The 7,304-nt window shown below is 67.3% G+C and carries 6 protein-coding genes and 1 pseudogene; 4 read left to right on the top strand and 3 right to left on the bottom strand.

Annotated features, from left to right (window positions below):
• Window positions 1–350, bottom strand: a pseudogene (locus IEY43_RS17715) (hypothetical protein); the annotation flags it as partial.
• 146 nt (window positions 351–496) lie between these two features.
• Window positions 497–1,963 carry a DUF2079 domain-containing protein gene (locus IEY43_RS17710; protein WP_188950316.1) on the bottom strand — a complete coding sequence of 489 codons (1,467 nt, stop codon included), beginning with the start codon at window positions 1,961–1,963 and terminating at the stop codon, window positions 497–499.
• A gap of 180 nt (window positions 1,964–2,143) precedes the next feature.
• Here IEY43_RS17710 and IEY43_RS17705 point away from each other — a divergent pair, with 180 nt between their 5' ends.
• From IEY43_RS17705 to IEY43_RS17695, 3 genes are all read left to right on the top strand, one after another.
• Complete coding sequence (locus IEY43_RS17705) at window positions 2,144–3,247, top strand: VanZ family protein (protein WP_188950315.1); 1,104 nt, start codon at window positions 2,144–2,146, stop codon at window positions 3,245–3,247.
• Between the two features lie 150 nt (window positions 3,248–3,397).
• Window positions 3,398–4,168 (top strand): DUF2637 domain-containing protein, encoded by a 771-nt coding sequence (locus tag IEY43_RS17700; RefSeq protein ID WP_188950313.1) that lies wholly within the window; start codon window positions 3,398–3,400, stop codon window positions 4,166–4,168.
• A gap of 130 nt (window positions 4,169–4,298) precedes the next feature.
• Complete coding sequence (locus IEY43_RS17695) at window positions 4,299–5,393, top strand: GTP pyrophosphokinase (RefSeq protein ID WP_188950311.1); 1,095 nt, start codon at window positions 4,299–4,301, stop codon at window positions 5,391–5,393.
• On the opposite strand, the gene IEY43_RS17690 is transcribed toward IEY43_RS17695, so the two are convergent.
• Window positions 5,369–5,536 carry a hypothetical protein gene (locus IEY43_RS17690; RefSeq protein WP_188950309.1) on the bottom strand — a complete coding sequence of 56 codons (168 nt, stop codon included), beginning with the start codon at window positions 5,534–5,536 and terminating at the stop codon, window positions 5,369–5,371. The two genes, IEY43_RS17695 and IEY43_RS17690, sit on opposite strands and share 25 nt — an antisense overlap.
• A 165-nt stretch (window positions 5,537–5,701) precedes the next feature.
• On the opposite strand from IEY43_RS17690, the gene IEY43_RS17685 reads away from it, so the two are divergent.
• Window positions 5,702–7,303: an ABC-F family ATP-binding cassette domain-containing protein gene (locus IEY43_RS17685; RefSeq protein ID WP_188950306.1), complete on the top strand. Its 1,602-nt coding sequence runs from the start codon at window positions 5,702–5,704 to the stop codon at window positions 7,301–7,303.
• Window position 7,304: the final 1 nt, after the last annotated feature.

Below are 7,304 nucleotides of genomic sequence, written 5' to 3'. Positions count from 1 at the left end.
TGCAGCGGGGTGAGGATGGCCATGGCCTGGGGTTCGGTGAGTTCTCCGAGGGCGAAGCGCTGGGCGGTGAAGGGGGTGTCTTCGGCGAGGATGCGGGCGTTGGGGTGGGTGCCGTTGTTTTCGTTGGTGCGGAAGACTTCTTTTTCCAGCTGGTGGGCGAGCATGGCTTTGAGGTAGTCGTAGCCGGAGGTCAGGGCGGTGAGTTCTTCGATGGCGGTGGCGCAGTCGGCGGTGCTGCCGCACTCCAGGATGTGGGTGAGCTTGGTGGTCAGGGCGGTGAGCACGTTGGTGCATTCGGTGTGGACCGGGGGTATGGGTGGCCGGTGGCGTTGTTGCATTGCTTCGTACATGTGTTAATTGTACGGCTGTTAGTAGAACGTGTGTTCGAATTTGGTCTAAGCTTATCCTCAGGAAAAGCTAAAGATTATCCGCGAATTCCAGAAGCCGGGCAACTGGAACCCGGGCCCGGCACCACGATGGTGCCGGGCTTGGGAATCTAGCGCTCCAAGTAGGAGGAGCAGACCGGGTCGACCGGGATGTCCCGGTGCAGCACCAGGATGCCCTGGTCCTCCGGAGCCACCGGCATGAAGCCCAGCTCGGTGGCCCGCTCCAAGGCCTGGTCAGGAGTCAGCGGATCCCAGCCGCCAAGCTCCTCCACGTTGAAGTCGATGATCATCCAGCTGGAGAGGTCGTCGCCGATATCCCCGTGCAGCCCGACGTAGGTGCGGGTGGTCAGATGCGGGACGAGGCTGTCGGCGGCTTCGATGCAGACGCCATCCGGAACCATCGCAACGGCCCGCTCCTTCGCGGTGATCAGCTCCGCCGGGGGCCAGCCCTGACCGGTGACGGTTTTGCCCAGCGGGAAGACCAAGGGGAAGAACAACGTGGCGATGACTGAGATCGACAGCAGCCAGGCCGGGCCGATGATGCGCGCGCGGCGCCAGTTGAAGCGCACGGCGAGCTTGCCCAGCATGTTGACCGCGGACATGATCAGGATCGGCGCCATGATCGCGTCGTACTGGTAGACCGGTGCCCAGGTGTTGAGCCGGTCGTTGAACAGGCGCGACAGGAACAGCGGGGCGCCGAGGATGACGTACGGCGAGGCGAAGGGCAGCAGCGCGAGCGGCAGGAAGGTCAGAAGCCACAGCGCCCACTTGAGCTGGTGGTCGAACAGGATCGCGATCGACTGCAGCGGGTGGGTGGCCAGGAAGACCACTGCCGCGCCGGCGGTCGCGCCCAGGGCGGTGTACTGCCAGTAGGAGAACTCGCCTTCGGGGGAGAACAGCGGGATGAGGTAGCCGGTGACCGCCAGGTACCCGAGCAGTCCGAGCGCCGCCGTGAGCGCGGCCTTGAGCCACTGGCGGTGGAAGAGCAGCACGATGCCCACGGCCACCATGGTGATGCCCATGTCCTCGCGCACCAGCAGCAGGCTGGCGGAAAGCCCCACGACCAGCCAGTAGCGGCCCTTGTCGAAGGCCCAGATGATCCACGCCATGATCGGCACGCCGAAGGCGATCTCGTGGAAGTCCCAGTTCACGATGGCCTGGAACGGCCACCACAGCAGCAGCGCGGCGCTGGTCAGCAGGGCGCCGAGGTGGCCAAAGCGCGGCCGGGTGAACAGGTACACCGGGATCGCGGTGGACACCAGCAGCAGCGCCAGCACGATGCCCAGCATCCGCGGGTCGTTCCAGATCCAGTAGAACGGCGCGAGCACCGCGAGGATGGGGTGGAAGTGGTCGCCCAGCAGGTTGAAGTCGACCCCCTTGACTGGCACGATCGGCGCCTTGAACATCGCGTACTGGCGGACCGCCTGGTCGAAGATGCCCAGGTCGTACCCGCGCGATTCGAAGCGCGCAAAACGCAGGAAGGAATGGACGACGTACAGGATTCCTGCCGCGAGCATGACCAGGCCGAGCTGCAGCTTGTGGGCGCCGGTCATGGGCGCGGGGGACGGGGTAGACATGGATTAAAGCTTATCGACTCGCCGTGCCAATGCGCGCATCAGGCGCCTGCGGCGCCCGCGGGGAGTCGCGAAGTGCCCAGTCAATCCAATGCAGGCATGGTGAATATTCCCAGCGACCTTCCAGCCCCGAGGCGGCGCCGGAGGCGCATCCCACGCGCCGCCATGCGGTTAGATGGAAGCATGAACAGCATGATCTGGCCCGGAGCGGTCGCCATCCTCGGCAGCTTGCTCTTCATGGGCGTCGCCGGCATCTTCCTGCTGGCCCTGCAGTACCGCCGCCACGGACGCCTGTCCTGGCGGCGCACCATCACCACCGCGGCGGCCGCGCTCTACGGTTTCGGGCTGTTCAGCTACACCATGCTCCCGCTACCGGCCACGCGCGACGCGTTCTGCCGCCCGGGCGTCGCGGTTGCGCAACTGGAGCCGGCGCATTTCCTGGCCGACTTCGCCAACGTCTACGCCCAGCTGGGCCTGCGCGGCCTCGCCACCAGCTTCACCCTGTGGCAGGTGCTGTTCAACATCATCTTGTTCATGCCGCTGGGCATCCTGGCCGTGCGCTGGCTGCGCGGCAACGTGTTCACCGCAATGGTGCTGGGCCTGGCCGCCAGCCTGGCCATCGAGCTCACCCAGTACACCGGCATCTGGGGGCTGTACACCTGCGCGTATCGGGTGGCCGACGTCGACGACCTGATCGTGAACACCTTCGGCGCGCTGCTCGGCGCGGTGATCGCCTACCTGCCGATCTTCTCCTTCCTGTCCGCCCCGAGGGAGCCGCGCGCCGAGCAGGCCCCGCCGCGCCCGGTCACCCTGGCGCGCCGCGCGCTGGCCGACGTCTTCGACTCCTCGTTCACCGGCGCCGCGGTCTTCGTGATCGCCGCGGCGGTGAACCTGGCCGAGCAGCTCGGCGGCCCGGTCGTCGACCCCGGCCTGGTGAGCATCTGGGTGCCGGCCATCGTGGTGTTCTTCGTCTTCCTGCTGCCGAGCCTGGCCCCGGGGCGGGCGACGCTGGGCCAGCGCTGCGCCTGGATCCGCGTCACCGGCGCCCGCGGGCGGCGCGCCGCCGCGGCCTGGCGGGCCGGGCTGCGCACGATCCTCGGCTTCGGCGGGATCACCTTCCTTTTCCAGCTCACCACCGGCCTCAACGAAATCCCGGATGCGCCGTGGCTTGGCACCGCGGCCATGCTCTACGCCGTGGCCAGCGCCCTGTGCTTCGTGCTGATCCCGGGCGCGCGGGCGCTGGCCGGGGTGCTCACCGGCACCGGATTCGCCGATCGCCGCGCCTGATCTGCGAAAGTGTGTGGACGAACACTGCGCATGCGGCGAGGTTAAACGCTAAAATGGATCCGGTGCCCGGTGTGCAAGCCATGCCGGCCGGCCCGACTCGCGTCAGCTGAACGTCCCCGATTATGCGAAAGTATAGGTTCCAAGCGAAGCATGGAAGATATCAAACCAGAAGTTCCGAACGAACCTCACAAGGCAGTGCTCGGAACCGCAGTCGGCGCCACCGTCCTGATCGCGATCGGCGCGTTCGTGCTGTCCTTCGCGGCCCTTACCGACCTGGCCGAACGCTCCGGCATCCAGTCGAACCTGGCATGGATCTGGCCGATCATCATCGACGGCATGATCGTGGCCGCCACCGTGGCCATCGTGGCGCTGAACGGGTTCAACCGCCGTGCCATGATCTACCCCTGGTCCCTGCTGTTCTTCGGCGCGATCGTCTCCACCGCCGCGAACTCCACGCACGCCATCCTGACGGTCGACTCGATCGTCGACGGCGTGCCGCCGCTGGTCTCCGCGCTGGTGGCCGCCATGCCGCCGATCGTGCTGCTGGCCATCACCCACCTGACCGTGCACATGTACCAGAAGAAGTCCGAAGCCGCGAAGCTGCGTGCCGAGCTGGAGTACGACGAGGAAAAGGAAAACGCCGAGAAGTACGGCGTGGCCTACGACGACGGCTACAACTCGGCCCTGGCCGACGCCAAGTCCGCCGAGGACGAGCGCTTCGCCCAGCTTGAGCAGGAGCACCAGGACGATTTGGCCCGCGCCCGCGCCGAGGCGATCGCCGCCGCGCGCAACGACGCCAAGGTCACCCCGATCAAGACCGCCGCGCCGGCCAAGGAAACCGCCAAGAGCGCTCCGGCGGCCGGCAGCGACGCCAAGGCTCCGTTGTACGAGGACATGGCCAAGCGCCTGACCCGACCATAATCCCGGTATTCCCGTCAACCCGGGACTACCCCACCTCAAGTCATTCCCGAAGGGGCGCGGCCCGCGGGCTGCGCCCCTTCGGCTCTCCCCGATGAGGCCGCAGCGCCAGGTGTTCTAGGAGGCATCAGCGATGAATCCACAGCAGGAGTCCAACGCCGACGAATTTTCCGCGCAGATCGCCGCCGCGGTCGCGCAGTACGGCGCCGTCAGCGGCGAGCTGCAGTCCGTACTCAACGCCATGAAGGCCAAGATCCGCCGGCTCTTCGTCGGCAGCGAGGTGCAGCCGCTGTTCATCACCGGCCGGGTGAAGTCCACGCTCTCATTCCAGGCCAAGGCCTCGCGCCGGCTGCAGGAGGACGCGGACAGCGACCCGGTGCTCGAGTTCCCCAACCCGCTGCGCGAGGTGCACGACATGGTCGGCATCCGCATCATCGTGATGCTGCCGCACGAGATCCAGCAGGTCGCCAGCCTGATCAAGTCGCACCGCGAGGCCTTCGACTGCCGCAGCGACCGCGAGAAGGACATCGGCTCGGTGGAATCGGGGACCTACGGCTACTCCTCGCGCCACCTGCTGCTCAAGACCCGCAACGAACCCACCGTCCGGCGTTTCCAGGAGGCGCTGGGCAAAAACGTGGTGCCCAGCGGAAACTTCATCTTCGAGGTGCAGATCCGCACCATCCTGCAGCACGCCTGGAGCGAGATGGAGCACGACATCCGCTTCAAGCATCCCGGCGAGGCGGCCTGGAACCCGCAGATCGACCGCCATTTCACCGCCACCTCCGCGATGCTGGAAACCGTGGAGAACTACTTCACCGACATCGACGAGCTCTACCACCGGCTCAACGGCTACCACGACAAGAACGGGCTGGGCGCCGCGAAGCTGACCGGCGAGAAGATCGGCGAGATCTGGCAGACGCTGCTGCCGCACGTGGACCGCAAGCGCGACGACGACTGGTCATGGGCCGCGGAGCTGCTCGGCGCGCACGGCATCGACGCGACCTGGCAGCTGGTCGGGCTGCTGGACGCCGACGTGGTGCGCGAGGTGCGCGCCGCGCTGGACCACCGCTATTCGCCGGGCCCGGACCGGCTGCTGGACGACGTGCTGCTCTGGCGCTTCGGCAAGGCGCACATCGAGAAGACCAGCGGCTCGGACCTGCGCCGCGAGGCCTCGCTGAGCCGCCGGCTGATCCAGATGAACGACTACCGATCCTCGCCCAAGGGCTGATTCCCGGGGTTCGGGCCGGGCGGGTTCCAGGCGTAGAGGGCGCCGGCCACCGGCAGGAACGCCAGGGCCGGGAGCCACTGGAAGACCGCCAGCGCGATCAGCGCGGCGAGCAGGACAACCAGTGCCGCCAGGTTCGTGCTCATGGTGCGCCCTCCTCTCGGGTGCTGCAGATCATACCCGATCCGGCCGGGTGCGGCTGTCGAATCAAACACAGTTCGCCCCGCAGGCCGCGTTGCACGGCTAAACTAGTTAAGTTGCCCTTTTCGGGGCGCCTAAGTTTTTTCCGGACCCGCTGAAAGGCCCACCCTATGATTTCCGTAGCCAACCTCGAGCTACGCGTCGGCGCCCGTCTGCTGATGGACGAAGTGAACTTCCGCATCGACAAGGGCGACAAGATCGGGCTGGTGGGACGCAACGGCGCCGGAAAGACCACCATGACCAAGGTGCTGGCCGGCGAGAGCCAGCCCACCGTCGGCGAGGTCACCCACAAGGGCTCGATCGGCTACCTTCCGCAGGACCCGAAGACCCCGGACATGGAGCAGCTGGCCCGCGACCGCATCCTCGGCGCCCGAGGCCTGGACAAGGTGCTGAACAAGCTGGCCCGCGCCCGGGACGAGATGGCCAGCGAGGACGCCGCCGTCTCCGCCAAGGCGATGCGCCGCTACGACCGCCTGGAGGCCGAGTTCATCGCCGCCGGCGGCTATGCCGCGGAGTCCGAGGCCGCCGCGATCTGCGCCAACCTGGATCTGCCCGAGCGCATCCTGAACCAGCCGCTGCGCACCCTCTCCGGCGGCCAGCGCCGCCGTGTGGAGCTGGCCCGCATCCTCTACTCGGACGCCGAGACCCTGCTGCTCGACGAGCCCACCAACCACCTGGACGTGGACTCGATCGTGTGGCTGCGCGACTTCATCAAGAACTACTCCGGCGGCGTGCTGATGATCAGCCACGACACCGGGCTGCTGGACGAAACCGTGAACAAGGTGCTCTACCTGGACGCCAACCGCGCCACGGTGGATGTCTACAACATGAACTGGAAGCGCTACCAGGTGCAGCGCGAGACCGACGAGCGCGCCCGCAAGCGCGAGCGCGGCAACATCGAGAAGAAGGCCTCGGTGCTGCTGGCCCAGGCCAACAAGATGAAGGCCCGCGCCTCCGGCGCCTCGGCGGCGCAGTCCATGCTCAAGCGCGTGGACCGCATGCTCTCCGGCCTGGAAGATGTGCGCGCCCACGACAAGGTCGCCGCGCTGCGCTTCCCGGATCCGGCCCCCTGCGGCAAGACCCCGCTGATGGCCGAGGGCCTGTCCAAGGCCTACGGCTCGCTGGAGATCTTCACCGACGTGTCGCTGGCCATCGACCGCGGCTCCAAGGTCGTCATCCTGGGCCTGAACGGCGCCGGCAAGACCACGCTGCTGCGCATGCTCGCCGGCGTGTCCGCACCCGATTCCGGCGACATCGTCCCCGGCCACGGCCTGAAGATCGGCTACTTCGCGCAGGAGCACGACACCCTGGACCAGGAGGCGACGGTGCTGGAGAACATGCGCCGCAACGCCCCGGAGCACTTGGGCGACGCCGACGTGCGCTCGATCCTGGGCTCCTTCATGTTCGTCGGCGACGACGTGTCCAAGCCGGCCGGCGTGCTCTCCGGCGGCGAGAAGACCCGCCTGGCCCTGGCCACCATCGTGGCCTCCAGCGCGAACGTGCTGCTGCTCGACGAGCCGACCAACAACCTCGACCCGGCCTCCCGCGCCGAGGTGCTCGGCGCGCTGTCCACCTTCCCGGGCGCCGTGGTCATGGTCAGCCACGACGAGGGCGCCGTGATGGCGCTGAAGCCCGAGCGCGTGGTCATCCTGCCCGACGGCGACGAGGACCTGTTCAACGAGGACTATCTGGAACTGGTCAGCCTGACCTAGT

The organism is Glutamicibacter protophormiae, assembly GCF_014647495.1.
Lineage (GTDB): Bacteria > Actinomycetota > Actinomycetes > Actinomycetales > Micrococcaceae > Glutamicibacter > Glutamicibacter protophormiae.
The sequence above is the reverse complement of the archived record's forward strand: the minus strand, read 5'-3'. Positions and strand labels throughout refer to the sequence as shown.

What these genes read in the sequence shown, in the direction of transcription:
- IEY43_RS17710 (WP_188950316.1), bottom strand. Translation starts at nt 1,963, where the DNA reads ATGTCTACCCCGTCCCCCGCGCCCATGACCGGCGCCCACAAGCTGCAG.
- IEY43_RS17705 (WP_188950315.1), top strand. Translation starts at nt 2,144, where the DNA reads ATGAACAGCATGATCTGGCCCGGAGCGGTCGCCATCCTCGGCAGCTTG.
- IEY43_RS17700 (WP_188950313.1), top strand. Translation starts at nt 3,398, where the DNA reads ATGGAAGATATCAAACCAGAAGTTCCGAACGAACCTCACAAGGCAGTG.
- IEY43_RS17695 (WP_188950311.1), top strand. Translation starts at nt 4,299, where the DNA reads ATGAATCCACAGCAGGAGTCCAACGCCGACGAATTTTCCGCGCAGATC.
- IEY43_RS17690 (WP_188950309.1), bottom strand. Translation starts at nt 5,536, where the DNA reads ATGAGCACGAACCTGGCGGCACTGGTTGTCCTGCTCGCCGCGCTGATC.
- IEY43_RS17685 (WP_188950306.1), top strand. Translation starts at nt 5,702, where the DNA reads ATGATTTCCGTAGCCAACCTCGAGCTACGCGTCGGCGCCCGTCTGCTG.